This window comes from Streptomyces sp. NPDC048751, assembly GCF_043198595.1.
GTDB lineage: Bacteria > Actinomycetota > Actinomycetes > Streptomycetales > Streptomycetaceae > Streptomyces.
The window spans coordinates 201,426-227,491 of sequence record NZ_JBICUX010000006.1; the positions used below are offsets into that span (position 1 = coordinate 201,426).

21 protein-coding genes are annotated in these 26,066 nt (G+C 70.3%); 10 read left to right on the top strand and 11 right to left on the bottom strand.

The annotated features are described in order from the left end of the window. Nucleotides 1-160: 160 nt before the first annotated feature. From secG to uvrC, 9 genes are all read right to left on the bottom strand, one after another. Nucleotides 161-397, bottom strand: coding sequence for a preprotein translocase subunit SecG (secG, locus tag ACGFNV_RS20710; protein WP_393624382.1), 237 nt, complete (start codon nucleotides 395-397; stop codon nucleotides 161-163). A gap of 107 nt (nucleotides 398-504) precedes the next feature. Beyond that, nucleotides 505-1,281, bottom strand: coding sequence for a triose-phosphate isomerase (gene tpiA / locus ACGFNV_RS20715; RefSeq protein ID WP_393624384.1), 777 nt, complete (start codon nucleotides 1,279-1,281; stop codon nucleotides 505-507). Nucleotides 1,282-1,283: 2 nt separating this feature from the next. Continuing rightward, the gene (locus ACGFNV_RS20720) at nucleotides 1,284-2,495 is read right to left on the bottom strand and encodes a phosphoglycerate kinase (RefSeq protein WP_393624386.1); all 1,212 of its coding nucleotides are present in this window, start codon (nucleotides 2,493-2,495) and stop codon (nucleotides 1,284-1,286) included. A gap of 133 nt (nucleotides 2,496-2,628) precedes the next feature. After that, complete coding sequence (gene gap / locus ACGFNV_RS20725) at nucleotides 2,629-3,639, bottom strand: type I glyceraldehyde-3-phosphate dehydrogenase (RefSeq protein WP_057618359.1); 1,011 nt, start codon at nucleotides 3,637-3,639, stop codon at nucleotides 2,629-2,631. Between the two features lie 223 nt (nucleotides 3,640-3,862). Then, on the bottom strand, nucleotides 3,863-6,817 hold the full coding sequence (locus ACGFNV_RS20730) for a M14 family zinc carboxypeptidase (protein WP_393624389.1): 2,955 nt from the start codon (nucleotides 6,815-6,817) through the stop codon (nucleotides 3,863-3,865). Between the two features lie 151 nt (nucleotides 6,818-6,968). Then, the gene (gene whiA / locus ACGFNV_RS20735) at nucleotides 6,969-7,958 is read right to left on the bottom strand and encodes a DNA-binding protein WhiA (protein ID WP_133930559.1); all 990 of its coding nucleotides are present in this window, start codon (nucleotides 7,956-7,958) and stop codon (nucleotides 6,969-6,971) included. Then, complete coding sequence (gene yvcK, locus ACGFNV_RS20740; protein WP_393624391.1) at nucleotides 7,949-9,016, bottom strand: uridine diphosphate-N-acetylglucosamine-binding protein YvcK; 1,068 nt, start codon at nucleotides 9,014-9,016, stop codon at nucleotides 7,949-7,951. Before yvcK ends, whiA begins: the two co-directional genes overlap by 10 nt. Beyond that, nucleotides 9,013-10,029: an RNase adapter RapZ gene (gene rapZ / locus ACGFNV_RS20745; protein ID WP_393624393.1), complete on the bottom strand. Its 1,017-nt coding sequence runs from the start codon at nucleotides 10,027-10,029 to the stop codon at nucleotides 9,013-9,015. The genes yvcK and rapZ overlap by 4 nt, the downstream gene beginning before the upstream one ends. Beyond that, nucleotides 10,026-12,098, bottom strand: a complete 2,073-nt coding sequence (uvrC, locus tag ACGFNV_RS20750; RefSeq protein ID WP_393624395.1) for an excinuclease ABC subunit UvrC — start codon at nucleotides 12,096-12,098, stop codon at nucleotides 10,026-10,028. The genes rapZ and uvrC overlap by 4 nt, the downstream gene beginning before the upstream one ends. A 242-nt stretch (nucleotides 12,099-12,340) precedes the next feature. Between uvrC and ACGFNV_RS20755 the strand changes: the two genes are divergently transcribed. From ACGFNV_RS20755 to ACGFNV_RS20765, 3 genes are all read left to right on the top strand, one after another. Then, entirely contained in the window at nucleotides 12,341-13,288 is a 948-nt protein-coding gene (locus ACGFNV_RS20755; RefSeq protein ID WP_393624397.1) for a hypothetical protein, read from the top strand. 106 nt (nucleotides 13,289-13,394) lie between these two features. Then, entirely contained in the window at nucleotides 13,395-14,462 is a 1,068-nt protein-coding gene (locus tag ACGFNV_RS20760; protein ID WP_393624399.1) for a LacI family DNA-binding transcriptional regulator, read from the top strand. Continuing rightward, nucleotides 14,459-15,370 carry a carbohydrate kinase gene (locus ACGFNV_RS20765; RefSeq protein ID WP_393624401.1) on the top strand — a complete coding sequence of 304 codons (912 nt, stop codon included), beginning with the start codon at nucleotides 14,459-14,461 and terminating at the stop codon, nucleotides 15,368-15,370. Before ACGFNV_RS20760 ends, ACGFNV_RS20765 begins: the two co-directional genes overlap by 4 nt. Nucleotides 15,371-15,481: 111 nt before the next feature. Here the strand turns inward: ACGFNV_RS20765 and uvrA are convergent, their stop codons facing one another. Next, on the bottom strand, nucleotides 15,482-18,517 hold the full coding sequence (gene uvrA / locus ACGFNV_RS20770) for an excinuclease ABC subunit UvrA (RefSeq protein WP_393624403.1): 3,036 nt from the start codon (nucleotides 18,515-18,517) through the stop codon (nucleotides 15,482-15,484). 223 nt (nucleotides 18,518-18,740) lie between these two features. On the opposite strand from uvrA, the gene ACGFNV_RS20775 reads away from it, so the two are divergent. The 5 genes from ACGFNV_RS20775 to ACGFNV_RS20795 all read left to right on the top strand — a co-directional run bounded on the left by ACGFNV_RS20775 (nucleotide 18,741) and on the right by ACGFNV_RS20795 (nucleotide 22,965). Then, nucleotides 18,741-19,427: a maleylpyruvate isomerase family mycothiol-dependent enzyme gene (locus ACGFNV_RS20775; RefSeq protein ID WP_393624405.1), complete on the top strand. Its 687-nt coding sequence runs from the start codon at nucleotides 18,741-18,743 to the stop codon at nucleotides 19,425-19,427. A 10-nt stretch (nucleotides 19,428-19,437) separates the two neighbouring features. Then, nucleotides 19,438-20,094: an MBL fold metallo-hydrolase gene (locus tag ACGFNV_RS20780; RefSeq protein ID WP_393624407.1), complete on the top strand. Its 657-nt coding sequence runs from the start codon at nucleotides 19,438-19,440 to the stop codon at nucleotides 20,092-20,094. A 302-nt stretch (nucleotides 20,095-20,396) separates the two neighbouring features. Next, on the top strand, nucleotides 20,397-21,281 hold the full coding sequence (locus tag ACGFNV_RS20785; protein WP_393624409.1) for an ABC transporter substrate-binding protein: 885 nt from the start codon (nucleotides 20,397-20,399) through the stop codon (nucleotides 21,279-21,281). Then, entirely contained in the window at nucleotides 21,278-22,216 is a 939-nt protein-coding gene (locus ACGFNV_RS20790) for an amino acid ABC transporter permease (protein ID WP_393624411.1), read from the top strand. Before ACGFNV_RS20785 ends, ACGFNV_RS20790 begins: the two co-directional genes overlap by 4 nt. Beyond that, on the top strand, nucleotides 22,213-22,965 hold the full coding sequence (locus tag ACGFNV_RS20795) for an amino acid ABC transporter ATP-binding protein (protein ID WP_393624413.1): 753 nt from the start codon (nucleotides 22,213-22,215) through the stop codon (nucleotides 22,963-22,965). Before ACGFNV_RS20790 ends, ACGFNV_RS20795 begins: the two co-directional genes overlap by 4 nt. 25 nt (nucleotides 22,966-22,990) lie before the next feature. Here ACGFNV_RS20795 and aroQ read toward each other — a convergent pair whose 3' ends face one another. Then, complete coding sequence (aroQ, locus tag ACGFNV_RS20800) at nucleotides 22,991-23,464, bottom strand: type II 3-dehydroquinate dehydratase (RefSeq protein ID WP_393624415.1); 474 nt, start codon at nucleotides 23,462-23,464, stop codon at nucleotides 22,991-22,993. 85 nt (nucleotides 23,465-23,549) lie between these two features. Here aroQ and ACGFNV_RS20805 point away from each other — a divergent pair, with 85 nt between their 5' ends. Together ACGFNV_RS20805 and ACGFNV_RS20810 are read left to right on the top strand one after the other, a co-directional pair. Continuing rightward, nucleotides 23,550-24,596, top strand: a complete 1,047-nt coding sequence (locus ACGFNV_RS20805; RefSeq protein WP_393624417.1) for a S66 peptidase family protein — start codon at nucleotides 23,550-23,552, stop codon at nucleotides 24,594-24,596. A 111-nt stretch (nucleotides 24,597-24,707) separates the two neighbouring features. Then, nucleotides 24,708-25,979 carry an MFS transporter gene (locus ACGFNV_RS20810; protein ID WP_393624419.1) on the top strand — a complete coding sequence of 424 codons (1,272 nt, stop codon included), beginning with the start codon at nucleotides 24,708-24,710 and terminating at the stop codon, nucleotides 25,977-25,979. Nucleotides 25,980-26,066 lie beyond the last annotated feature (87 nt).

Here is a 26,066-nt window from a genome sequence, read left to right on the forward strand (position 1 = left end):
TCGCCGCGAGCGCCTCAGTCTACGTAAGGCCCAACGCGCGTCCAGTGTTTGGAGTTACAGACCCCACATCTAGACGCAAGCCCCATGATAGGCCGCGCTCAGCTGCGCGTACCGAACATGGGGCGTTACGTACGGAATGTGCGTATGTGCGAGCCGTGGACTAGCTGTTCGACTTCATCAGGAGGCCGAGGACGACGATGCTCGCGAACCACAGCAGACCGATGACCACGGTGATGCGGTCGAGGTTGCGCTCGGCGACCGAGGAGCCGCCGACGGAGGACTGCATGCCGCCACCGAACATGTCGGAGAGGCCGCCGCCCTTCCCCTTGTGCATCAGCACCAGCAGCATCAGCAGCAGGCTGAAGACGATCAGGGCGATCGAGAACCCCAAAACCACGGCTGGACCAACTTCCTCGGATCTGGATGGACGACGGGGCCCAGCGGACAGCGCTGGACCCCGCAAGGGTACGACGGATCGCCGCTACCGCATACTCACAGCTCGGATCACTGGTCGCGGAAGCGCACGATCTTGACGAACTCGTCGGCGTCCAGGGATGCGCCGCCGACCAGGGCGCCGTCGATGTCGGCCTGGGCCATGATCTCGGCGACGTTGCCGGCCTTGACGGAGCCGCCGTACTGGATGCGGACCTTGTCGGCCAGCTCCTGCGAGTACAGCTCGGCGATCTTGCCGCGGATGGCGGCGCAGACCTCCTGGGCGTCCTCGGCGCCGCAGACCTTGCCGGTGCCGATGGCCCACACGGGCTCGTAGGCGATCACGACGGTCTCGGCCTGCTCGGCCGGGAGGTCCTTCAGACCGCCCTCGACCTGGGTGAGGGTGTGGGAGACGTGGTTGCCCGCCTCGCGGACCTCCAGCTCCTCGCCGACGCACAGGATCGGGGTCAGGCCGTGCTTGTAGGCGGCCTTGACCTTGGCGTTGACCAGCTCGTCGCTCTCGGCGTGGTACTGCCTGCGCTCGGAGTGGCCGACCGCCACGTACGTGCACTTCAGCTTGGCCAGCATCGAGCCGGAGATCTCGCCCGTGTACGCGCCGGAGTCGTGCGCCGACAGGTCCTGCGCACCGTACTTGATCTTGAGCTTGTCGCCGTCGACCAGGGTCTGCACGGAGCGCAGGTCGGTGAAGGGCGGCAGGACGGCGACCTCGACGGCGTCGTAGTCCTTGTCCGACAGGGCGAAGGCGAGCTTCTGGACGTGCGCGATGGCCTCGAGGTGGTTGAGGTTCATCTTCCAGTTGCCCGCCATCAGCGGCGTGCGCGTACTCATGGTCAGTCCTCCAGTGCGGCGAGGCCGGGGAGCGTCTTGCCCTCGAGGTATTCGAGGGAGGCGCCGCCACCGGTCGAGATGTGGCCGAATGCGTTCTCGTCGAAGCCCAGGAGGCGCACGGCGGCGGCGGAGTCGCCGCCGCCGACGACCGTGAAGGCCGGGGAGTCGAGGAGGGCTTGGGCGACCGCCTTGGTGCCCTCGGCGAAATCAGGGTGCTCGAAGACGCCCATCGGGCCGTTCCAGAAGACGGTGGCGGCGTCGGCGATCTTCGAGGCGTACAGCTTGCGGGTCTCCGGACCGACGTCCAGGCCCATCTGGTCGGCGGGCACGGCGGCCGCGGCGACGGTGGTGGGGTGCGTCGGGGCCTTGGTCTTCAGGTCCGGGAACTCGGGGCCGACGACCACGTCGACGGGGAGGACCAGCTCGACGCCGGTCTTCTCCGCGCGCTCGATGTACTCCAGGACGGCCGGGATCTGGTCCTCCTGGAGCAGGGACTTGCCGATCTCGTAGCCCTTGGCCTTGAGGAACGTGTACGCCATGCCGCCGCCGATGAGGATGCGGTCGGCCTTGCCGAGGAGCTCGTCGATGACGGCGAGCTTGTCGGAGACCTTGGCGCCGCCGAGGGCGACGACGTAGGGACGCTTGACGTCCTCGGTGAGCTTCTGCAGGACGGCGACCTCGCCCGCGATGAGGTGGCCGGCGGCGTGCGGCAGGCGGGCCGGGAGGTCGAAGACCGAGGCGTGCTTGCGGTGCACGGCACCGAAGCCGTCGCTCACGTACAGATCGGCGAGCTCGGCGAGCTGGTCGGCGAAGGCGCCGCGCTCGGCGTCGTCCTTGCTGGTCTCGCCCGGGTTGAAGCGCAGGTTCTCGATGACGGCGACCTGACCGTCGGCGAGGCCGGCGACCGTGGACGCGGCGGACTCGCCGACCGTGTCGGTCGCGAAGGCCACGTCGGCGCCGAGGAGCTCACCGAGGCGGGTGGCGGCGGGCGCGAGGGAGAAGACCGGGTCCGGGGCGCCCTTGGGGCGGCCGAGGTGCGAGGCGACGACGACACGCGCGCCGGCCTCCGCCAGGGTCTTCACGGTGGGCAGCACGGCGCGGATGCGGCCGTCGTCGGTGATGGTGGTGCCGTCCAGCGGCACGTTGAGGTCGGCGCGGACGAAGACCCGCTTGCCGGCCACGCCTTCGGCGACGAGTTCGTCGATCGTCTTCATTGAGAGGGCTCCCGAGGAGGACTGGTGATGCTCGTGATCGTAAGAGACTGATCTGTACGTGAGTCAGGGCTCGGGCAGCGCGTCCCTGCGCTGCCCGAGCCCTGCATTCACATCGACGTGCCTGCTCTGTTGATCAGAGCTGGTTGCCGACGAAGACCGTCAGGTCGACGAGGCGGTTGGAGTAGCCCCACTCGTTGTCGTACCAGCCGAGGATCTTCACCGAGTTGCCCTCCTGGACCATGGTCAGGGAGGAGTCGAAGGTGCAGGAGGCCGGGTCGCTGACGATGTCCGAGGAGACGATCGGGTCCTCGGTGTACGACAGGTAGCCCTTGAGGTCGCCGTCCTCGGAGGCCTTCTTGAACGCGGCGTTGACCTCGTCCTTGGTGACCTCGCGCTGCAGCGTCACGACCAGGTCGGTGGCCGAACCGGTCGGGACCGGGACGCGCATGGCGATGCCGTCCAGCTTGCCCTTGAGCTGCGGGAGGACCAGCGCGGTGGCCTTGGCGGCACCCGTGGTGGTCGGGATGATGTTCTCGGCGGCGGCGCGGGCGCGGCGCAGGTCCGAGTGCGGGAAGTCCAGGATGCGCTGGTCGTTGGTGTACGCGTGGACCGTCGTCATCAGGCCCTTGACGATGCCGAAGTTCTCGTCGAGGACCTTGGCCATCGGCGCCACACAGTTGGTGGTGCAGGAGGCGTTGGAGATGACGTGGTGGTTCGCCGCGTCGTACTTGTCCTGGTTGACGCCCATCACGATGGTGATGTCCTCATCCTTGGCCGGAGCCGAGATGAGGACCTTCTTGGCGCCGCCCGCGATGTGCTTCTCGGCGTCGGCCTTCTTCGTGAAGATGCCGGTCGACTCGACGACGATGTCGACGCCCAGCTCCCCCCACGGGATGTCGGCCGGGTTGCGCTCGGACAGGACCTTGATGGTGTGGCCGTCGACGGTGATCGTGTCGGCGGTGTGCGACACCTCGGCCTTGAGGCGGCCCAGGATGGTGTCGTACTTCAGCAGGTGAGCGGTGGTCGCGGTGTCACCCAGGTCGTTGACAGCCACGATCTCGATGTCTGCACCCTGCTCCAGCAGCGCGCGGAAGTAGTTACGACCGATGCGGCCAAAGCCGTTGATGCCTACGCGGATCGTCACGAACCGATCTCCTCGTTGGTACGCCGGCTGTGAGACCGGCGAGCTGTATTGGGATGTCCCCGACCGCCTACGACCCTACCTCCCTGAGGCCTGCGGGGTGACATTGAGATGCCCCATACACGGCGAGGCGGTCCGTACCCGCCAGTAGGGGTACGGACCGCCCGGGCCGGAGGGCCCTCTCACTCGATTCGGTTACGGTACGTCAGTTGCCGTTGACCGCGTGTCATCGGTGGAGCGCGGCGAGCGCCTTCCGGACGAGAGCGGCGCGTTCGGCCGGCGTGGCGAGGTGCTCCAGGCCGAAGCCCAGCAGCACGGTGTCGTCGGTCGTGACGGCGCCGTACGTCTGGAACAGCGCTCCGGAGCGCGCCCAGTCCTTGACGACCGCGGGGCTGCCCGCGGGCGGGCCGGGTGTGCTCCACGCGCCGAGCGACGTCTCGAAGCCCTCGGTGTCGACGGCGTTGCCGCCGATGACGACGGACGCGTTGTCGGCGAGGACGCCGCGGCCGCCGGAACCGGGGTCGGTGATGTAGCTGAGGGAGACCTCGACCTTCTTCCCCGCGTACGCGGAGAGGTCGAAGGAGACCTCCCGCCAGCCGGCCGACGCCCCGGTGAAGCTGTTCCAGGCGCCGCTGGTGCCGGTCGCCGTGCAGCCGGTGCCGGAGTGCGTGAGGTACCGCGTGAGGGCGGGGTGCGCCTGGATGAAGAACCCGGCCCCGCAGTCGGCCGGCACGGCCGCGCTGGTGGCGCCGTTCCTGTCCGGGAGCGTGGTCCAGTCGTCGGCACCGGCGGTGTGCGCCTCCAGGACCGCGTGGTCGTAGCCCTCCTCGGTGTCCCACAGGAGCCGGGTGCGCAGCGTGGGCGTGTCGGCGGCGGTCACCGAGGTGAGGTCGACGGTGCGGGTGAGGCGGTTCCAGGCGAAGTCGCTGTGCGTGACCGCCGCCATGAAGGAGCCCTGGTACGGGCCGTAGGGGTTGGCGGTGCCGGGGTAGCGGCCCGCTCCCGCGCCGGCGAACTGCGGGTACTTCTGTGGGGACAGGGTGTCGGAGGTGACGCTGTAGGACCCGGCCGCGTCCAGCGGGTTGCCGGGCGCGGCGCCGAGCGCGCCGGTGGCTCCGGCGAGAGCGCCCGTGCCCTCGAAGGCGGTGGCGCCGGGCAGGGACGTACGGCTGTAGGCGCCCAGGTAGTACTGGCTGAAGTCGTTCGACGGGGTGCCGTCGCCGAGGTCGACGCTGCCGCCGGCCCGTTCGCCCGCCTCGATGAGCTTGCCGCCCTCGTTGAGGTAGGCGCGCAGCTGGAGCTGGGTGGGGTTGCCGGGGACGTTCACGCCCGTGTAGTGGACGACCGTGCCGAAGTGCTTGAGCACGCCGAGCGCGTCGGGGGCGCCCTGGGTGGCGACGTCCCAGACGACCGCCTTGCTGCCGCCCGCCTTCAGCGCGTCCACGTACGTCTGGGCCTGGGTGGCTTTCACGCCCTCCTCGGCGACCACGAGGGTGTTCGCGCGGGGGCGCTGGGCGACGGTGTACCTGAAGTGTTCGCTGGAGACCTTCTTGCCGCTTCGGGTCCTGCCGGTGAACCACACCTCGACCTTGTCGCCCGGGTCGCCGCCTCTGACCTTGGCCCGGTACTCGTCGAAGTGGATGTTGTCGTCACCGCCGTACGTCTCGCCGCCCTTCCACGGCCTGAGCGCCGTGTCCTTGGTCCGGCCGCCGTTGACGCGGTAGTTGAGTTCCTTGTCGCGCACCGACCTGCGGGCGACGACGGAGACCTCCTGGTCGGCGCCGCGGGCGTACGAGGTGGTGAAGGGCGCCGGGGTGAAGTCGGCGGCCTTCAGGCCGAGTGAGGACTTCGGCTGGTCGGGGTGGGCGGCGGACTCGGCGACGGAGAGCGCGAACGGGATGTTCTTGGCGAACTCCTGCTGGATCAGCTTCTCGTCGTCGGGGAAGTTGAAGACCGACTGGCAGTCGGCCGCGTTCCAGGCGTCGTTCGGGTCGAGGTTCGACGCGGTCTCGCAGGTCGACATCTCGGGGGTGAACATCGCCATGCCGTTGACGTTGGCCGCGTGGCCGTCCGCTTCGCCGTTGGTGGTGTACAGCTCCGAGGAGACCTGCGGGTGGTAGCCCGGGATCGCCGAGTTCTCGGGCGTGCCGGCGAGGGCCTTGTAGAGGACGTCGTCCGGCGTGTCGGTGGCGACCTGCCAGCCGACGCCGTAGAGGAGGAGTTCGGCGGCGGAGTGGTAGTTGATGCCGTAGTCGAATCGGATACGCCGCTCGAAGGCGTCGAGCGCCCGGGTCTCGGGCTCGGAGTTCGGGGCCGTGCCGCGGTAGGTCTCGCTGGTGGGGTTGGGGGACGAACCCTCGTCGTCGTATCCCCACTTGTAGGCGAAGTTGCGGTTGAGGTCGACGCCGTCGCCGATCCCGATGGCGCCGTCGCCGTTGGCGTCGCGCAGGTTCTTGCGCCACAGGCGGGAGCCGGAGTCGCGGAAGGTGTAGTCGTAGCCGTCCGGGTTGGCCGAGACGACGAACCACAGCTCGGTCGAGTCGACGATCTTCCTGACGCGCCGGTCGGTCTTGTAGTTGTCGAGGTAGTAGTGGAGCAGACGCCTCGTCATCTCCGGCGTGATCCACTCGCGCGCGTGCTGGTTGGACATGTACAGCACGGCGGGCTTGCTGCCGTCCTTGGACCGCTTCGCGCCCTTGGTCAGTTTGAGCGCGAGGATGTCCTGGCCGTTGACGGTCTTTCCGATGGAGACGACCTTGGTGAGGCCCGGGTGCTGCTGCCCGGTCCTGACGATCTCCTCCTTGATGCCACCGCTTCCGCTGTACGGGCGGTACACCCCGGCCGCGGCGGCCTCGACGCGGTTCTCCGCCCTGGCCGAGAGGGTGTGCTCGGTGAGGTCGACGCCCTGCTTCTCGAGCGTGGCGGCCTGCTCGTCGGTGAGGTAGACCTCGACGGTCGCGGTGCCCTTCTGGGGCACCTGCTCGCCGAGTTCGTGGCCGTCCTGTCCGGCCGCCAGAAGCAGGGGTACCTGTTTCTTGGTGACCTCGGCGCGGTAGACCTTGACCTGGTCGGGGTCCGGGTCCGCCGGACGGCCGGGTTGTGCCTGGGCGATGGGTGCGATGCTCGCTCCGCCGATCAGGAGCGCGCCGACAGCGAGGATCGATCTCGCTCTGGGTCTCATGTACCCCCCTAGCAGTGGTCCGCCACAGCAGCGAACAGATGCCAGGCTCATGACACTTCATGATCGAGTCAAGGGGGCCTCATGGACCGTCAAACGCCGGTGCCCCTCACCCCAAAGGGGTAAAGAACACCGGCGTTTGACGTAGCGTCCGTCAGCCCACGAGGTTGTCGGCCAGCTCCTCGGAGAGGTTGGCCTCCGTGCCCGGGATGCCCAGATCGGAGGCCCGCTTGTCGGCCATCGCCAGCAGTCGGCGGATACGGCCGGCCACGGCGTCCTTGGTCAGCGGCGGGTCGGCGAGCGCGCCCAGCTCCTCCAGGGAGGCCTGCTTGTGCTCCATCCGCAGCCGGCCCGCGGCAGCGAGGTGCTCGGGGACCTCGTCGCCGAGGATCTCCAGGGCGCGCTGGACGCGGGCTCCGGCGGCCACGGCCGCGCGCGCGGAGCGGCGCAGGTTGGCGTCGTCGAAGTTGGCGAGACGGTTCGCCGTGGCACGCACCTCGCGGCGCATCCGGCGCTCCTCCCAGGCCAGCACCGACTCGTGCGCGCCGAGACGGGTGAGGAGGGCCCCGATCGCGTCGCCGTCACGGACGACGACCCGGTCGATCCCGCGGACCTCACGGGCCTTCGCCGCGATCGACAGCCGGCGGGCGGCACCGACCAGGGCGAGCGCCGCCTCGGGGCCCGGGCACGTGACCTCCAGGGAGGAGGAACGGCCGGGCTCGGTGAGCGAGCCGTGCGCCAGGAAGGCTCCGCGCCAGGCGGCCTCGGCGTCGCAGGTGGCCCCCGAGACCACCTGCGGGGGCAGGCCGCGGATCGGACGGCCGCGGCCGTCCACCAGGCCGGTCTGCCGGGCCAGCTGGTCACCGCCCGCGACGACGCGCACCACGTAGCGCGAACCCCGGCGCAGCCCGCCGGGCGCCATCACGATCAGCTCGGAGCTGTGGCCGAAGATCTCCAGAATGTCCCGCTTGAGGCGGCGGGCCGCCATCGCGGTGTCCAGCTCCGCCTCGATCACGATGCGCCCGCTCACCAGGTGGAGGCCGCCGGCGAACCGCAGAAGGGCGGAGACCTCCGCCTTCCTGCAGCAGGTCCGGGTGACGGGGAGCCGGGAGATCTCGTCCTTCACCGCTGGCGTCATCGCCATGGGCCGATCCTTCCATGCATCCGAAAAATACGGTCGTACGCGGCGGCCAGGAGCTCCGGGTCGTGCCTTGGGCTCCCGTCGATCCGGGCCACCGGCGCCAGCTCGACCGCGGCGCCGAACCGCTTGGCGGCGTCGGTGAGGAGATCGCGGTCGGGCACGGCGGCCTCGTCGGCCAGCACCACGTCCAGGGCGAGTTTAGGGGCGTGTCGCCCCAAAACCTCCAAATGACGCTGCGGGGAGAACCCCTCGGTTTCTCCGGGCTGCGGGGCGAGGTTCAGGGAGAGTACCCGGCGCGCCTTCGTCGCGGTGAGCGCGTCCAGGAGTTCCGGCACCAGCAGGTGCGGAATGACCGACGAGAACCAGGAGCCGGGACCCAGCACCACCCAGTCGGCGTCCAGGACCGCGGCGACGGCCTCGGGGACGGCGGGCGGGTCGTGCGGCACGAGGTGCACCGACTGCACCTCTCCGGGAGTCAGGGCGACGGTCGCCTGGCCGCGGACGGTGTCGACGGCCTCGGGCCGCTCCGGGTCGTGCCCCTTGACCAGCGCCTGGAGCTCCAGCGGTACGGCCGACATGGGCAGCACCCGGCCCTGGGCGCCCAGCAGCTTGCCGACCAGGTCGAGAGCCTGGACATGGTCGCCGAGCTGCTCCCACAGGGCGACGATCAGCAGGTTGCCGACCGCGTGCTCGTGCAGCTCGCCCTGCGACTGGAAGCGGTGCTGGATGACACGGGCCCAGGTCTGGCCCCAGTCGTCGTCGCCGCACAGCGCGGCCAGCGCCTTGCGCAGGTCGCCGGGCGGCAGGACGCCCAGCTCGTCGCGCAGGCGCCCGCTGGAACCGCCGTCGTCGGCCACGGTGACGACGGCGGTGAGGTCGCCGGTGATCCGGCGCAGTGCGGCGAGCGAGGCGGACAGCCCCATCCCGCCGCCGAGGGCGACCACCTTGGGCTGGGTGCCCCGGCGGCGCGGCCTGGCCCCGCGCGCCTCCGCGGGCCTGACCGTGCGGCCCTCGGGGGTGACCCGGCGCAGCCGGCTCACCCGCGGTGTACGTCCGGTCACTCGCGCCCCATGTCCCGGTGCACGACCACGGTCTCGACGCCCTGGGAGGCGAGGCGGGCGGCCAGCTTCTCGGAGGTGGCGACCGAGCGGTGCTTGCCTCCGGTGCAGCCGACCGCGATGGTCACGTACCGCTTGCCCTCGCGGCGGTATCCGGCGGCGATGAGCTGGAGCAGCTCGGCGTAGCGGTCGAGGAACTCCTTGGCGCCGGGCTGGTTGAAGACGTACGCCGCGACCTCCTCGTTGAGGCCGGTGAAGGGGCGCAGCTCCGGGACCCAGTGCGGGTTGGGCAGGAAGCGCATGTCGACGACCAGGTCGGCGTCGACGGGGAGGCCGTACTTGAAGCCGAAGGACATCACGGTGGCCCGCAGCTCGGGCTCCTCCTCGCCCGCGAACTGGGCGTCCATCTTCGCGCGCAGCTCGTGCACGTTGAGGCTGGAGGTGTCGATCACCAGGTCGGCGTCGCCGCGCAGCTCACGCAGCAGCTCGCGCTCGGCGGCGATGCCGTCGACGATACGGCCGTCGCCCTGGAGGGGGTGCGGGCGGCGCACGGACTCGAAGCGGCGCACCAGGGCGTCGTCCGAGGACTCCAGGAAGACGATGCGCCGGGTGACGCTCTTCGCCTCCAGGTCGGCGAGGGACTCGCGGAGGTTGTCGAAGAAGCGGCGGCCGCGGACGTCGACGACGACCGCGATCCGCGCCACGTTGCCCTGGGAGCGGGCGCCGAGCTCCACCATGGTGGGGATCAGCGCGGGTGGGAGGTTGTCGACGACGAACCAGCCGAGGTCCTCCAGACACTTGGCGGCCGTCGAGCGCCCGGCGCCGGACATGCCGGAGATGATCACCAGCTCGGGGATGGCCGCGTCGGGGATCCCGGGCGGTGTGCTGTCCGTACTCACCTGTGCTCCGTGTTCATGGCCCTGCTCTTGGCCCTGGTCATGGCCCTCGGTGCCCGGTGGGGCCGCCGTGGGTGCCTGATCTCGCTGTGCTGTGTGTTCTGCGTCGTGCTCGCTCATGTCTCCTGCCCCCGTCGTTCTTCCGGGGCGTCCGCTGTCGAGGACTCCTCCCGGGTACCCGCCGTCGTCCCGGGTGCCCCGTCTTCCACGTCATCCATGATCTCTCCAGTCGCCGTGTTGACGGCGGGTGCGGCCGGGGCGGCCTGGGCGAAGGCCACGGCGATCGTCTCGGCCGTCTTGCGACCTATGCCCGGAACCTCGCAGATCTGGTCGATGGTCGCGGACCGCAGCCTCTTCACCGAGCCGAAGTGTTTGATCAGCGCCTGCTTGCGGGTCTCCCCGAGGCCCGGCACGTCGTCCAGGGGGCTCGCGCGGAACCGCTTGCCGCGCTTGGTGCGCTGGTAGGTGATCGCGAAGCGGTGCGCCTCGTCACGGACGCGTTGCAGCAGGTAGAGGCCCTCGCTGGTACGGGGCAGCACCACGGGGTCGCCCTCGTCCGGCAGCCACACCTCCTCCAGGCGCTTGGCGAGACCGCACACGGCGATGTCGTCGATGCCGAGCTCGTCCAGGGCCTTCTTGGCGGCGGCGACCTGCGGCTGCCCGCCGTCGACGACGACGAGCTGGGGCGGGTAGGCGAACTTCTTGGGGCGGCCGTCCTCCTCGGTCAGCTCGTTCTCCCCGTCGGTCCACTCCCCCGTCTTCTCCTTCTCGGCGAGGTAGCGCCGGAAGCGGCGGGTGATCACCTCGTGCATGGAGCGGACGTCGTCCTGCCCCTCGCCGTGCCAGAGTTGCGTGTCACCGGCACGACCCTTGATCTCGAAGCGGCGGTACTCGCTCTTGCGCTGCAGGCCGTCCTCGAAGACGACCATGGAGGCGACCACGTCGTCGCCCTGGAGGTGGGAGATGTCGTAGCACTCGATGCGCAGCGGGGCGCTGTCCAGGTCGAGGGCGTCGGCGATCTCCTCCAGGGCACGCGAGCGCGTGGTCAGGTCGGAGGCGCGCTTGGTCTTGTGCAGCACGAGCGCCTGCTGGGCGTTGCGCTGCACGGTCTCCATGAGGGCCTTCTTGTCGCCGCGCTGCGGTATGCGCAGCGAGACGTTGGAGCCGCGCCGCCCGGTCAGCCACTGCTGCACGGGCTCCAGCGGGTCGGGCAGGGCCGGGACGAGGACCTCCTTGGGGACGGCGTCGCCGGTCTCCTCGCCGTAGAGCTGCTGGAGGGCGTGCTCGACGAGGGCGCCGGTGGTGATCTCCTCGACCTTGTCGGTGACCCAGCCGCGCTGGCCGCGCACACGTCCGCCGCGGACGTGGAAGATCTGGACTGCCGCCTCCAGCTCGTCCTCGGCGACCGCGATCAGGTCGGCGTCGGTCGCGTCCGCGAGCACGACCGCGTTCTTCTCCATGGCCTTCTTCAGGGCCTCGATGTCGTCGCGCAGGCGGGCCGCCCGCTCGTACTCCATCTCGTCGGCCGCCTCCATCATCTGCCTCTCCAACCGGCGCAGATAGGTGCCGGTGCGGCCGGCCATGAAGTCGCAGAACTCCTCGGCGAGTTCGCCGTGCTCCTCGGCGGAGACACGGCCCACACAGGGCGCGGAGCACTTGCCGATGTAACCGAGCAGACAGGGGCGGCCGGTGCGGGCGGCGTTCTTGAACACGCCCGTCGAGCAGGTGCGCACCGGAAAGACGCGCAGGAGCAGGTCGACGGTGTCCCGGATGGCCCACGCGTGCGCGTACGGCCCGAAGTACCTGACGCCCTTCTTCTTGTGGCCGCGCATCACCTGCACGCGCGGGAACTCCTCGTTCAGCGTCACCGCGAGGTAGGGGTAGCTCTTGTCGTCGCGGTACTTGACGTTGAACCGGGGGTCGTACTCCTTGATCCAGGAGTACTCCAGCTGCAGGGCCTCGACCTCCGTGGACACCACGGTCCACTCCACCGACGCTGCCGTGGTGACCATGGAGCGGGTGCGCGGGTGGAGGCCCGCCAGGTCCTGGAAGTAGTTCGCCAGGCGTTGGCGCAGGCTCTTCGCCTTTCCGACGTAGATCACCCGGCGGTGCTCGTCGCGGAACCTGTACACCCCGGGAGAGTCCGGGATCTGTCCCGGACTGGGGCGGTAGCTGGAGGGGTCGGCCATGTCTCACACCCTACTGGCGAGGACCGACACTCCGACGGGTGTCGGGTCCCGGCCAGGAGTGCGCGCCCTATTGGGCGGCAGGTGTTGTCGGGACTTGGTCAACACGCTTCAATGCGGGGGAACTCGGGGCCCTGAAAAGACGGCGTACGGATGTGCGGACGCCCTGGCGCCGACGGGGCGGCCCCGACCACCACGTGAACGGTCTGACCAGCCGTTGTGCTCCTTCACAGAAAGGCCCCTGCATGCCGCACGCCACACAGCACGCGGACATCGCCGCCGCGGAACTGGACACGGCCCTGCGCGGAGGCCCCTTCCACGTCGCACTGCGCGCCGCGATCGCCGCTCGTGGACTGCCGCTCCAGCGCGTGCAGCACCATCTCTCGCGCTACGGCGTGAAAGTGGGCGTGACCAGCCTGAGTTACTGGCAGCAGGGCGCCCGCCGCCCGCAGCGCCCCGAGTCGCTGCGGGCCGTGCGGGCGCTGGAGGAGATCCTCCAGCTGCCGGAGGAGTCACTGATCCGGCTGCTCGCCGACGCCGACGGGGTCGCCACCACCGGACGTCCGGCGGGCCGCTCCTACCGTTCCTTCGTGGCGGCCTCGGGCGTCCTGGAACGGCTCCTGGCCGAACTGGAGGCCCCTCTCGACGGCGGGCTGCACACCCTCGGCCACCACGAGCGGGTACGCGTCGGTGCGCGCCGTGAGCTGCTGGGGCGCGAGTCGCACCACATCGTGCGCGCCCACCGCGACGGCGTCGACCGCTTCGTCGCCGTCCACCACGGCGACCCGGGGTGCACACCGGAACGCATGACGGTGCGCGCCCTGGAGAACTGCCGGACCGGCCGCGTCCGTTGGCACCACGACACCGGCGTGCTCGTGGCCGAGCTGCTCTTCGACGTCCGGCTGCGCGCCGGCGACACGTTCCTCTTCCGTTACGACATCGAGGACGGCACGGCCGGCGTCTCCCACGAGTACGTGCGCGGCTTCGGCCTGGCGGGCGGCCAGTACGCCCTTCAGGTCCGGTTCGACGAGGGCGCGCTGCCGGTGCGCTGCCACCGGTTCACCCAGCACTCCGCGGCGGCGCCGCGCAGCGGCCGGCAGGAGCTCGCGCTCAGCGACCGGCACCACTCGGTGCACCTCGTCGAGCCCCGGGTGCGGTCGGGCATGGTGGGGATCGGCTGGGACTGGGAGTGAGTCCCCCGGAGGGGATTGCGCGTAAACGCTTGCGCAAGCGTTTACGCGGGCTCTGAAATGGGATACCTTCCCGGCCAGAACCAGGTGCCCCGGGGAAGGAAGCGCGATGCCCACCATGGCCGACGTCGCACGGTGCGCCGGTGTCTCCGTGGCGACCGTGTCACACGTCCTGAACGACACCCGCCCGGTGCTCCCCCACACCCGCCAGGCCGTACTCGACGCCATCGACGAGCTCGGCTACACGCCCAACACCCTCGCCCGCTCCCTGGTGACCTCCCGGACGCGTTCCATCGGGCTCGCGGTCTCGGCGATCAGCAATCCGTACTTCACGGAGATCCTCCAGGGCGTCGAGGCCGACGCCGTGGAACGCGGCTACAGCCTGCTCATCGCCGACCCGCACGACGACCCGGAGCACGAGCGCAAGGTGGTCCAGCTGCTGCACGAGCGGCGCGTGGACGGCATGATCGTCGCGCCCTCCGCCGCCCCGCGCGACCTCCTCGCCTACCTCACCCGCCACGACGTACCGGCCGTGTTCCTGGACCGCGTCATCGACGACCGGGCGGACGGCAGCCCCCGCTTCGACCAGGTCTGCGCGGAGAACGCCGAGCCCATGGCCCGGCTGGTCGCCCACCTCGCCGAGCTCGGCCATCGCCGGATCGGGCTGGTCGCGGGCCTGCCGGGGCTCAGCACCACCGGCGAGCGGATCTCCGGTTACCGCCACGGTCTCGCGGCCGCCGGGCTCCCCCACGACGAACGGCTCCTGGTCCACGGCGACTCCGGGGAGGCCGGCGCCGAACGGGCCACCGCGGCTCTGCTCGCCCTCGCCGCCCCGCCCACCGCGCTCGTCACCGGCAACAACGCGATGACCATCGGCGCCCTGCGCGCCCTGCGTGAGCGCGGCATGTCGGTGCCCGACGACATCGCCCTGTGCTGTTTCGACGACTTCGCCTGGGCGGACCTGTTCGCACCCCGGCTCACCGCGATCGCCCAGCCCAGCAGGGACATCGGCGCCCGGGCGGTCCAGGTCCTGCTGGACCGCCTCGCCGCACCGGACCGGCCCACCCGGACCGTGCGGCTTCCCTGCGCCTTCGTCCACCGCACGTCGTGCGGCTGCCCCGAGCAGCCCGCGCGGCCACACACGTTCCAGTCGCCCGAGGAAGGAACCACTCCGTGATCGTCGTCGCCGGTGAGGCCCTGATCGACCTGGTGCCGCAGGGTGCGGGTGCTCTCGCGACCCTGCGCCCGGCGCTCGGCGGCGGCCCGTACAACACCGCCGTGGCCCTCGGCCGCCTCGGCTCCCCCACCGCGTTCTGCTCCCGCACGTCCCACGACGCCTTCGGCGAGGCCCTGCTCGACGGACTGCGGCAGGCGGGCGTGGACGTGTCGGCGGTGCAGCGCGGCCCGGAACCGACCACCCTCGCCGTCGCCACGATCGACGAGAACGGCTCCGCCGCCTACTCGTTCTACGTCGACGGCACCGCCGACCGCCTGTTCACGGCCCCCGAGCGGCTCCCCGCAGGAACCCGCGCGGTGTCCTTCGGCACGTGCTCGCTCGTCCTGGAGCCGGGCGCGAGCGCGTACGAGGAGCTGATGCGGGCGGCGAGCGCCCAGGGCCTGTTCACCGCGCTCGACCCCAACATCCGGCCGGGGTTGATCCCCGACGCGGACGCCTACCGGGCCCGGTTCAAGAGCTGGCTGCCGTCCGTGTCGCTGCTCAAGCTGTCGGCGGAGGACGCTCAGTGGCTGGGCGGCACCCCGCGGGAGTGGCTGGCCTCCGGTCCCGCGGCCGTCGTGGTGACGCGGGGCGGCGACGGGCTGACCGTCTTCACCCGGGACGGCGCCGAGCACTCGGTGCCGGGCGAGAAGGTCGACGTCGTGGACACGATCGGCGCCGGTGACACCGTGAACGCGGCGCTCCTGCACGGCCTGTCCACCCGTGACGCGCTGTCCCCTTCCGCACTCGCCGCCCTGGACGCCGACGACTGGACCCGCCTCCTGCGCTACGCGGCCCGCGCCGCGGCGATCACCTGCTCCCGCGCGGGGGCGGAGCCGCCGTACGCGGCCGAGGTGGGCGAAGTCTGATCGAGCCGTAGGGCAAGGCGGGCAGCGCGTACGACGGACGGCGCCCCGCGGGGGAGTTCCCGCGGGGCGCCGTACCGTTCCAGACGGCTCGGGCCTTGCTGCCCGTGAGCCTCAGGCCTTGCGGGCCCGCGTCGTCTTCTTCGCGGGTGCGGCCTTCTTCGTGGTCCCGGCCGCCTTCTTCGTGGCGGTGTTGTTGGCGGCCGTCGTCTTGGCGGTGGCCGTCCTGTTCGCCGTGGACTTGGCTGCGACCGTCTTCGCGGCCGACCTGCTGCGCGGCACCTTGACCGGTTCCGCGTCGCTGATCCGGTCCGCGCCGAGAATCTCGCGCAGGAACTTGCCGGTGTGGCTGGTCGAGACTCCCGCGACCTCCTCGGGGGTGCCCTCGGCGATGACGAGGCCGCCGCCGGCGCCGCCCTCGGGGCCCATGTCGACGACCCAGTCGGCGGTCTTGATCACGTCGAGGTTGTGCTCGATGACGATGACCGTGTTGCCCTTGTCGACCAGGCCGCCCAGGACCGTCAGCAGCTTGCTGATGTCCTCGAAGTGCAGGCCGGTGGTCGGCTCGTCCAGGACGTAGACCGTGCGGCCGGTGGAGCGGCGCTGGAGCTCGCTGGCGAGCTTCACACGCTGTGCCTCACCGCCGGACAGGGTGGTCGCGGACTGACCGAGCCGGACGTAGCCGAGACCGACGTCGTTCAGCGTCTTCAGGTGGCGGGCGATCGCCGGGACGGCCTCGAAGAAGTCCATGGCTTCCTCGATCGGCATGTTCAGGACGTCGGCGATGGACTTGCCCTTGTAGTGGACCTCCAGGGTCTCCCGGTTGTAGCGGGCACCGTGGCACACCTCGCACGGGACGTACACGTCCGGGAGGAAGTTCATCTCGATCTTGATCGTGCCGTCGCCCGCGCAGTTCTCGCAGCGGCCGCCCTTGACGTTGAAGGAGAACCGGCCGGGCAGGTAGCCGCGGACCTTCGCCTCGGTGGTCTCGGCGAACAGCTTGCGGATGTGGTCGAAGACGCCGGTGTACGTCGCCGGGTTCGAGCGCGGGGTGCGGCCGATGGGCGACTGGTCGACGTGCACGACCTTGTCGACGAGGTCGTCGCCGTCCACGCGGGTGTGCCGCCCGGGCACGTTCCTCGCGCCGTTCAGCTCGCGGGCCAGATGCGTGTACAGGATGTCGTTGACCAGCGTCGACTTGCCCGAGCCGGACACACCCGTGACCGCGGTGAACACACCCAGCGGAAAGGACACGTCGATGTCCTGGAGGTTGTTCTCGCGGGCGCCGTGCACCGTGAGCTGCCGGGACCGGTCGCGCGGGCGCCGGATGTCGGGCAGCGGGATGGACTTCCTGCCGGACAGGTACTGCCCGGTCTGCGACTCGGCGTTGGCCAGCAGCTCCTTCAGGGAGCCGCTGTGCACGACCTTGCCGCCGTGCTCACCCGCGCCGGGACCGATGTCGACGATCCAGTCGGCGACCTTGATGGTGTCCTCGTCGTGCTCGACGACGATGAGCGTGTTGCCCATGTCCCGCAGTCGGACGAGGGTCTCGATCAGCCGGTGGTTGTCACGCTGGTGCAGGCCGATGGACGGCTCGTCGAGGACGTACAGGACGCCCACGAGTCCGGAGCCGATCTGGGTGGCCAGGCGGATGCGCTGGGCCTCGCCGCCGGAGAGTGTGCCGGCCGCGCGGTTGAGCGAGAGGTAGTCCAGGCCGACGTCGACCAGGAACCGCAGCCGCTCGTTGACCTCCTTCAGCACCCGCTCGGCGATCTTCTTGTCGCGGGCGTTGAGCTTCAGCTCGCCCAGGAAGTCCGCGCAGTCGCTGATGGACATGCCGGCGACCTCGGCGATGGACTTGTCCATGATCGTGACCGCGAGGACGATCGGCTTCAGGCGCGTGCCGTCACAGGTGGGGCAGGGCACCTCGCGCATGTAGCCCTCGAAGCGCTCGCGGCTGGCGTCGCTCTCGGCCTCGCTGTGCCGGCGCTTGACGAAGGGGACGGCGCCTTCGAAGGGCGTGGTGTAGACGCGCTCGCGTCCGTACCGGTTGCGGTAGCGGACCTCGATCTGCGTCTTGTGGCCGTGGAGCAGGGCCTTCCTGGCGCGCTGCGGGAGGCCCGCGAAGGGGATGTCCGTCCGGAACCCCAACGCGTCCGCGAGGGCGCCGATCAGGCGGCCGAAGTAGTCCTTGGTGTGGCCGTGCGACCAGGGGTGGATGGCGCCCTCGTCGAGGGACTTGTCCTCGTCGGGGACGATCAGCTCGGGGTCGACCTCCATGCGCGTGCCGATGCCGGTGCAGTCGGGGCAGGCTCCGAAGGGCGAGTTGAAGGAGAAGGAGCGGGGCTCCAGCTCCTCGAAGGAGAGGTCGTCGTACGCGCAGTACAGGTGCTCCGAGTACATGCGCTCACGCTCGGGGTCGTCCTCGGGGAGGTCGACGAAGTCGAGCACGACCATGCCGCCGGACAGTCCGAGGGCGGTCTCGACGGAGTCGGTGAGGCGGCGCTTGGCGGAGTCCTTCACCGTGAGGCGGTCGATGACCACCTCGATGGTGTGCTTCTCCTGCTTCTTGAGCGTGGGCGGGTTGGAGAGCTGGATCGTCTCGCCGTCGACCCGCGCGCGGCTGTAGCCCTTGGTCTGGAGGTCGGCGAAGAGGTCGACGAACTCTCCCTTGCGCTCGCGCACCAGGGGCGACAACACCTGGAAACGGCTCCCCTCCGGCAGCTCCAGAACGCGGTCGACGATGGCCTGCGGCGACTGGCGCGAGATCGGCCGACCGCACTCGGGACAGTGCGGCTTGCCGATACGGGCGAACAGCAGGCGGAGGTAGTCGTAGACCTCGGTGATGGTGCCGACCGTGGAGCGCGGGTTGCGCGAGGTCGACTTCTGGTCGATGGAGACCGCCGGGGAGAGGCCTTCGATGAAGTCGACGTCCGGCTTGTCCATCTGACCGAGGAACTGGCGGGCGTACGAGGAGAGCGACTCCACGTAGCGACGCTGGCCCTCGGCGAAGATGGTGTCGAAGGCCAGCGAGGACTTGCCCGACCCCGACAGGCCCGTGAAGACGATGAGCGAGTCGCGCGGCAGGTCGAGCGAGACATTCTTGAGGTTGTGCTCGCGCGCGCCACGGACGATGAGACGGTCGGCCACGCCGGTCCGCACCTTTCTTGAGAGAAGTGACAGGGGCGGGGCCCCCGTGCTTTCTCAGACTAGGGGGAGCCACTGACAACGCCGGTCGGATTCACCGAGTGACAACAATCCCCGACCATCCAGCATGCCCGACGCCGCCACCGACCATATAGCACGCGCATTCGAATTGCGGGCCCGGTCCGCCACCTTCACCCGAAGAGGTGGCGGAGCTAGGGTCAGCACCATGATTGATCACGCGCATGACCTGGCGTCTGTACGTGACGCGACCGAGCGGCTGCTCACCGCAGTCGCCAAGTTGGACAACGCGTCCGTGGCCGAACCGTCACTCCTTCCGGGATGGAGCCGCGGCCACGTGCTCGCCCATCTGGCCCGCAACGCGGACGCCCTCGTGAACGTCCTCGGCGGCCGCCCCATGTACGCCTCCGCCGAGGCCCGGGAGGCCGACATCGAGCGCGACGCGCCCCGTTCTCTGGAGGTCCACCTCGCGGACGTGCGCGCAAGCGGGGCCCGCTTCCAGGAGGCGGGGGCCGCGCCCGCGGACTGGTCGCGCACGGTGACCCTGCGCAACGGCGTCACCGACCCCGCCTCCGCGGTGCCCTTCCGCCGCTGGGCCGAGGTCGAGCTGCACCACGTGGACCTCGGCATCGGCTACGAGCTGGAGGACCTGCCGGCGGAGTTCATCCAGCGGGAGATCGACTTCCTCGCCCGGCGCTTCGCCGGGCACCCCGACGTGCCGCCCACCCGCCTCACGGACGGCACACGCGTGTGGAGCACCGGCCGGGAGGCGGGCGCGCCCGAGGTCACCGTCACGGGGACGCCGGCCGAGCTGCTCGGCTGGCTCGCGGGCCGCCGCGACGGGTCCGGACCGACCGTCGCCGGTGGACCGCTTCCGGCCCTCCCCCCGCTATAGGCTGACGGCCATGACGTACAGCGGAGAGGTGACGGTCGGCGGCCCGGCCGACGTGCATGAGCTGAAGGACCTGATGATCAGCAAGATCGCGGTCGGTCCGATGAACAACAACGCCTACCTGCTGCGCTGCCGGGCCACGGACGAGCAACTGCTGATCGACGCGGCCAACGAGGCCGAGACCCTGATCGGCATGATCGGCGGCGACGGCATCGCGTCCGTCGTGACGACCCACCAGCACGGCGACCACTGGCAGGCGCTCGCCGAGGTCGTGGCGGCCACGGGCGCCCGGACGTACGCCGGCCGGGAGGACGCCGACGGCATTCCCGTCCCGACCGACGTCCTCGTGGACGACGGCGACGTCATCCGGGTGGGGCACGTGGAACTCACCGCGCGCCATCTGGTCGGCCACACGCCGGGCTCGATCGCCCTCGTCTACGACGACCCGCACGGGCACCCCCATGTGTTCACGGGGGACTGTCTCTTCCCGGGAGGCGTGGGCAACACCCGTAAGGATCCGAAGGCGTTCGCCAGCCTGATCCACGACGTCGAAACCAAGATCTTCGACGCGCTTCCGGACGAGACCTGGGTCTACCCGGGGCACGGCAACGACACCACCCTGGGCGCCGAACGGCCGCACCTGCCGGAGTGGCACGCGCGCGGGTGGTGAAAGTTCCGCACACGCGGGGCGCGCGGCACTGAACGCGCGCCCCGTGTGAATCGCGCACACATACCCGTGCCCTGTGCGCGCTCCCGGCGCAGGTGGTTGCGCGGTCAACTGGTCTTAGCCCCGCGAAGGATGACGGCTCCTGAGCGGTATGGGTCGCCGGTCCACCGATCCCCGCCCTCGACCGGCGACCCAGGCGACGCTCTTGTCGAGCGTGTTCACGAGAATGCAACACCCGTTCCCAGTATGCGGACAACTGCCGGTGTGACCTCGACAAACGCCGCTTTCGCTGCCACTCTCCCGCCATGCACCCTGCCCCGCGCGTACTGCGCCGCGCCCTCGCCGCGGCCACCGTAGCCCTTCTCGCCACCGCCGTCGGCTGCGCTCCGCAGCCGGAGGAGAAGGCGGCCGACATGCCGTCCGCCTCGGACGGGAAGACCTGCGCCCAGGGCAAGTTGGCCACCAAGACCTCCGGCAAGCTGACGATCGCCACCGACGAGCCGGCGTACGAGCCGTGGTTCAAGGACGACAAGCCGGCGAACGGCGAGGGCTACGAGTCGGCGGTCGCGTACGCCGTGGCGAAGCAGCTCGGCTACGACAAGAGCGCCGTCGTATGGCAGAGCGTCCCCTTCAACAAGGCCTTCGCGCCCGGTGAGAAGACCTTCGACTTCGACATCAACCAGGTGTCCATCAGCGACGAGCGCAAGAAGGCCGTGGACTTCTCCTCCGGCTACTACGACGTACGCCAGGCCGTCATCGCGCTGAAGGACTCCAAGGCGGCGAAGGCGACGAGCGTCGCGGACCTCAAGGATCTCAAGCTGGGCGCCCAGGTCGGCACCACCAGCCTCGACTACATCGACGACGTGGTGAAGCCGAAGCAGGCAGCGGCCGTGTACGCCAAGAACGACCAGGCCAAGTCGGCGCTGAAGAACGGTCAGGTCGACGCCATCGTCACCGACCTGCCGACCGCGTTCTACATCACCGCCGCCGAGGTGACCGACGCGAAGATCGTCGGCCAGTTCGAGAACCAGGGCGGTGCCCCTGAGCAGTTCGGGCTCGTGCTCGACAAGGGCAGCGCGCTCACCGCCTGCGTCACCAAGGCCGTGGACGCCCTCCGTGAGGACGGCACGCTCGCGGACCTGGAGAAGCGGTGGCTCTCCGACGCGGTCGACGCCCCGGTGCTCAAGTGACGGTCACGAAGGACGAGTCCGGCCGGGAGGGCGCGGACGACAAGGGTGAGATGTCCAGCGACGAGGCAGCGGACCCGGGAGCCGGAGACGGGTACGTCCCTTCGCAGCGGCGCCTGGAGCGCGAGCGGTACAAGCGCGTCCGCGCCCGCCGCGCCACGGGGATCGCCGCGCTCTCGACCCTCGTCACGGGCGTCGTCCTGTACCTGGTCGTCGTCAACGCGCCCGGCTGGCCGCGCACCAAGGAGACCTTCTTCAGCGGGCAGTACGCGCGCGAGGCGTTCCCCAAGGTCCTCGAAGGGCTGTGGCTGAACGTCCGGCTGCTGCTGATCTGCGGCGCCGCGGTGCTGGTCCTCGGCATGCTGATCGCGATCGCCCGTACGCTGCGCGGCCCGGTGTTCTTCCCGCTGCGCGTGCTGGCCGCCGCGTACACCGACTTCTTCCGCGGCCTTCCGCTGATCATCAACCTGATGATCGTGGTCCTGGGCGTCCCGGCGCTGCGGCTCCAGGGCGTCACCGTCGACCCGGTGCTGCTGGGCGGGACGGCCCTGACGCTGACGTACTCGGCGTACGTCGCCGAGGTGTTCCGCGCCGGCATCGAGTCCGTCCACCCCTCGCAGCGCGCCGCGGCCCGCTCGCTCGGCCTCACCAACCGGCAGGCGCTGCGGTACGTCGTGCTGCCCCAGGCGGTGCGCCGTCAGGTGCCGCCGCTGCTCAACGACCTGGTGTCGCTGCAGAAGGACACCGGGCTCGTGTCGATCGGCGGCGCGATCGACGCCGTGCGCGCCGCGGACATCATCGTGGGCCGCAGCCTCAACTACACGCCGTACGTCGTCGCGGGCCTGGTCTTCGTCGCGTTGACCATCCCGATGACCCGCTTCACCGACTGGGTGACGGCCAGAATGGACCGTCAGCGGGCCCAGGGAGGATCCCTATGAGTGACGCGCCCGTGCTGCGCATGGAGTCCGTCCGCAAGACCTTCGGCGACTCGGTCGTGCTGCGCGACGTCGGTCTGGAGGTGGCCCCGCACACGGTGACCGCCCTGATCGGCGCCTCCGGCTCCGGCAAGTCGACACTGCTCCGGTGCGCGAACCTCCTCGAGGACATCGACGACGGCGCGATCTGGCTGGACGGCGAGGAGATCACCGACCCTCGTGCGGACCAGGACGCGGTACGACGCCGTATCGGCGTGGTCTTCCAGGCGTACAACCTCTTTCCGCACATGACCGTCCTGGAGAACATCACGCTCGCCCCGCGCCGTGTGCACGGCGTCGCCCGCACGGAGGCCGAGGAGCGTGCGCGGGAGCTCCTGGAGCGGCTCGGGCTGGCCGCGAAGGCGGGCGAGTACCCGGACCGGCTGAGCGGCGGCCAGCAGCAGCGGGTCGCGATCGCGCGCGCCCTGGCCGTACGTCCCCGGCTGCTGCTCCTCGACGAGATCACCGCCGCCCTCGACCCCGAACTCGTGGGAGAGGTGCTGAACGTCGTCCGGGATCTGAAGGGCGACGGCATGACCATGGTGCTGGCCACGCACGAGATGGGCTTCGCCCGCGAGGTCGCCGACCAGGTTTGTTTTCTGGACGGAGGCGTGGTGCTGGAACACGGCACCGCCGAGCAGATCTTCGGCGACCCGCGGCAGGAGCGCACGCAGCGCTTCCTGCGGCGGATCGTGGAGGCGGGTCGCTTGTAAGGACCGCGCGCCTGGTCGACGGGGCTTACGCGTCGGCCTGAGCCGGTCCCGCCAGCGCAACGACGCGCTCCACGCCGAAGACGTACCCCTGCACACCGCAGCCCGCGATCACACCGTCGGCCCGCAGTGAGACGTATGAGTGGTGCCGGAACGACTCGCGCTTGTGGATGTTGGAGATGTGCACCTCGATCACCGGCAGGCCGTCACAGGTGTTGAGCGCGTCCAGAATCGCGACCGACGTGTGCGAGTAGGCACCGGGGTTGATCACGATCCCGCAGTGGTTCAGCCGTGCCTCGTGGATCCAGTCCACCAACTCGCCCTCGTGGTTGGACTGCCGGAAGTCGACCGTGCCGCCGTGCGCGGCCGCTGCCTTGGCGCACATCGCCTCCACGTCCGCGAGGGTGTCCGAGCCGTAGATCTCCGGCTGGCGCTGCCCGAGGAGGTTCAGGTTGGGGCCGTTGAGGATCATGATGGGGGCGTTGGCCAGGGTGCGGGGCACGGTTCCTCCGGTCCGGTGCGGGCGGGCTGCTCAGACCCGGTTTATCACGATGCGACGCGCGCGGTACGGGCCTTACCCTCCCGGCATGACCATGATCGCGTATCCACCCAAGCCCTCCCCCGGCGACCGCATAGCCGTGATTTCGCCGGGCGCGGGTCTGCCCGGCCTCTTCCCTCGCCCCTTCGAACTGGGCCTGGGGCGGTTGCGCGAGAACTACGAGCTCGAGCCGGTCGAATACCCGGCCACCCGCAAGATGGGATCGACACCCCAGGAACGGGCCGACGACATCCACGCCGCGTTCGCGGACCCGGACATCAAAGCGGTCATCGCGTCGATCGGCGGCGACGACCAGATCACCGTGCTGCCGTACCTGGACCGGGAATTGATCCGGGCGAACCCGAAGCCGTTCTTCGGGATGAGCGACAACACGAACCTGCTCGCGTTCCTGCACCGCTCCGGGATCGTCAGCTATCACGGCGCGACCGTGATGACCGCGCTGGGCCGCCCGGGCGGCATGTCCGCGCTGACGGCGGAGTCGTTGCGCGCGGCGCTGTTCACATCGGGCGCGTACGAGTTGCGGCCCGCCGAGCGCTGGAACGACGTCGACCGCGACTGGGCCGACCCGGCCACCTTCGACGCGGAGCCGGAGAGCCGACCCGGCCACGGATGGATCTGGGAGAACGCCGACCGGGTCGTGGAGGGCCGCAGCTGGGGCGGCTGCCTGGAAATCCTCGGCTGGCTGCTCATGGCCGACCGCGAGATCGCGCGCGACCTCTCCGAGTACGACGGCGGAGTGCTGCTCCTGGAGACATCCGAGGAGATGCCGAGCGCCGAGGAGGTCTTCCGCACCATGCGGAACATGGGCGAGCGCGGGCTGCTCCAGCGCTTCTCCGCGCTGTTGATGGGCCGGGCGAAGACCTGGTCCTTCGAGCGTCCCCACACCCCGGAGGAGGCCGATCGTTACGCTGCCGAGCAGCGCGAGGCCGTCCTTCGCGCCATGCGCGCCTACGCTCCCGACACCACGATCGTCTTCGACGTGGACTACGGGCACACCGATCCGCAGCTCGTGATTCCCCACGGGGGCATCGTGCGCGTCGACGGGCCCGCCCGGCGCATCACCGTCACGTACTGACGAGGGCACCTACCGACGAGGGCCGAGCACCTCCGTACGCCCCCGTAACCCTCGATCACCGTGGGTAGTTGACGCGGCATGCACGACGTACGCACTGTAAGGGCACCTTCCATGCTGCGGCTCGCGGCCGCCTCGCTCGCCGGGACGGCCATCGAGTTCTACGACTTCTTCGTCTACGGAACCGCGGCCGCCCTGATCCTCGGGCCGTTGTTCTTTCCCACCTTCTCTCCTGTCGCTGGGACGCTGGCCGCCTTCGGGACGTTCGGCGTCGGCTTTGTGGCACGCCCGTTGGGGTCGGTGCTGTTCGGGCACATCGGTGACCGGCACGGGCGGCGACCGGTCCTCGTCGGCTCACTGCTGCTGACCGGCGGCTCGACGGTCGCGGTCGGTTGCGTACCGACCTACGACACGATCGGAGTGGCCGCCCCGGTGCTGCTCCTCGCCCTGCGGTTCCTGCAGGGGCTGGGCCTCGGTGGGGAGTGGGGCGGGGCGGTGCTGCTGACCGCCGAGCACGCTCCTCCCGAGCGGCGTGGACTGTGGTCCAGCTTCCCGCAGGTGGGCCCGGCCGTCGGCTTCGTGCTCGCCAACGGTGTGGTGCTGGCCCTGACCGCGACGCTGTCCGACGCGCAGTTCGCGCAGTGGGGGTGGCGGGTGCCGTTCTGGGCGGCGGGAGTGTTGGCCGTGCTGGGCCTGTGGCTGCGTTCGTCGCTGGTCGAGAGCCCCCGGTTCCTGGAGATCGAGGACCCCGCGCGCGTGCCGCTCGCCGAGGTGGTGCGGGACCACGGGCGACTCGTCCTGCTGACCGCGGGGGCGCTCACGGTCGGGTACGCGCTGTTCTACGCCGTGACGACGTGGTCCCTCGCCTATGGGACCGAGCGGCTCGGGGTCAGCCGTACAGTCATGCTGACCTGCATCATGGCCGCGGTGGTGGTGAAGGGCGCGCTCACGCCCTTGGTGGCGATGCTCGGCGACCGCGTCGGACGTCGGCCGCTGTGTCTGGTGGGGTGTGCCTGTGCGGCTGTGTGGATGCTGCCGATGGTGGCACTCCTGTCGACGGCGGAGCCGTTGTTGATGTTCCTCGGTTTCCTGGGAGCGATGGTCTCGTTCGTCATCATGTTCGCGGTGATCGCCGCGTATCTGCCGGAGTTGTACGAGGCCCGGGTGCGGTGCACGGGTGCCGCGGTGGGCTACAACCTCGGAGGGGTCCTCGGCGGCGCGCTCACTCCGATCGTGGCCACGGCGTTGGCGGAACAGGGCGGGCGGGTGCCGTGGGGCGTCGGCGCGTATCTGACGGTCGTCGCGCTGTTCAGCCTGGGGTGCTTCGCGCTGCTGCCGGAGACACGGCCGGTACCGGTGGCGGCGGAGGCGACGGCTACGGGCTGACGCCCGGAGCACTCCGGACACATCGGGTACAGCGGGCCCGGCAGTCGAACTGCCGGGCCCGCTCCTCCTTGTGCGGCGGAGGCCGCT